This window comes from Fructilactobacillus sanfranciscensis DSM 20451 (assembly GCF_001436035.1).
Classification (GTDB): Bacteria; Bacillota; Bacilli; order Lactobacillales; family Lactobacillaceae; genus Fructilactobacillus; species Fructilactobacillus sanfranciscensis.
Map to the genome: position 1 here is coordinate 1 of NZ_AYYM01000053.1, position 1,226 is coordinate 1,226.

The window sequence follows — 1,226 nt, forward strand, 5'->3', positions numbered from 1 at the left end:
ATTAATCTTCAAGAGTGGAACCATGATATTGACCATGTTCATGTCTTGTTCCGCGCAACACCGCATACGGAGATGGCTAAGTTCCTGAACGCTTATAAATCATCAAGTTCTCGAATGGTTAAGAAACTATTTCCAGAAATTAAGCGTCAGTTGTGGAAATCCGCTTTTTGGACCCAAAGCTATTGTTTAATTAGTACTGGTGGTGCACCGTTAGAAGTAGTAAAAAAGTACATTGAAAGTCAAGGGAGAAAGTAATGGTTCTTAAAGCCGTGAAAATGCGTATATATCCTAATTCCGAGCAACGTGACCGTTTAATGCAAACCTTCGGTTGCGCTCGTTTTGTGTGGAATCAGATGCTTAATATGCAAATTGAGCGGCAAAAGAACAATCCAGAAGCCAAGTTTGTCAATGCCTTTGGCATGAACAATCTTCTAAAACGATTAAAAGAAGAATATCCCTGGTTGAAGCAAGCAGAATCAACATCCTTGCAAAGCGCTAATCGCAATCTAGCCGACGCCTTTCAGCGTTTTTTTAAAGGGCAAAATAAGTTTCCACACTTTAAGTCACGAAAGTATGCACAGAGCTATAACTCGAAATGTGTTAACCACAACATTAAAGTGATTAACAATCACCATATTAAGTTGCCTAAATTAGGGGTAGTTTACTTTCGATCAGGACGTTTGCCACAAGGCAAAATCAAGAACGTTACTGTTCGCCTAACTGTTGCTAATCAATACTACATTACCGTTTTAACTGAATGCGAAAACCAAACATTAGCTAAGACTGGTAAGCGCGTTGGCGGTGATTTAGGATTAAAATCATTACTTAATCTATCCGACGGTTACAAAGAGCCAATTCACCATTTTGAAGATAAGTATCGTAAGAAGCTACACCATTGGGAAAAGTTGCGCAGTCGACGCTACCTATTAGCTAAACAAGCCATTGCTTGGGATTATCACAATAAGGTCTTAGCTCCACGGCAATTAGACGACTTCAAAAACTACCAAAAAGCTCGTGTCATGGTTGCTAAATATCGTCAAAAAATCGCCAACCAACGGTTGGATCAGTTACAAAAGTTCACAACCAAGTTAGTTAAACAATATGACATCATTGTGCTAGAAAAACTTAACATTAAGGGCATGTTGAAAAATCATAAACTAGCTCGAGCGATTACCAACGCTAGTTGGTCTAAGCTAGTTAGTATCTTGCAGTATAAATGTGATTGG

The 1,226-nt window shown here is 38.8% G+C and carries 2 protein-coding genes; both read left to right on the forward strand.

Features of this window, described 5'->3' with window-relative positions; all coding sequences use genetic code 11:
• A partial coding sequence (gene tnpA, locus FD36_RS06335) for an IS200/IS605 family transposase (protein ID WP_156402044.1) occupies positions 1-255 on the forward strand: 255 nt, incomplete at its 5' end.
• Positions 255-1,226: RNA-guided endonuclease TnpB family protein (locus FD36_RS06340; RefSeq protein ID WP_056958859.1), on the forward strand; the 972-nt coding region annotated here is incomplete at its 3' end. The genes tnpA and FD36_RS06340, both read left to right, overlap by 1 nt.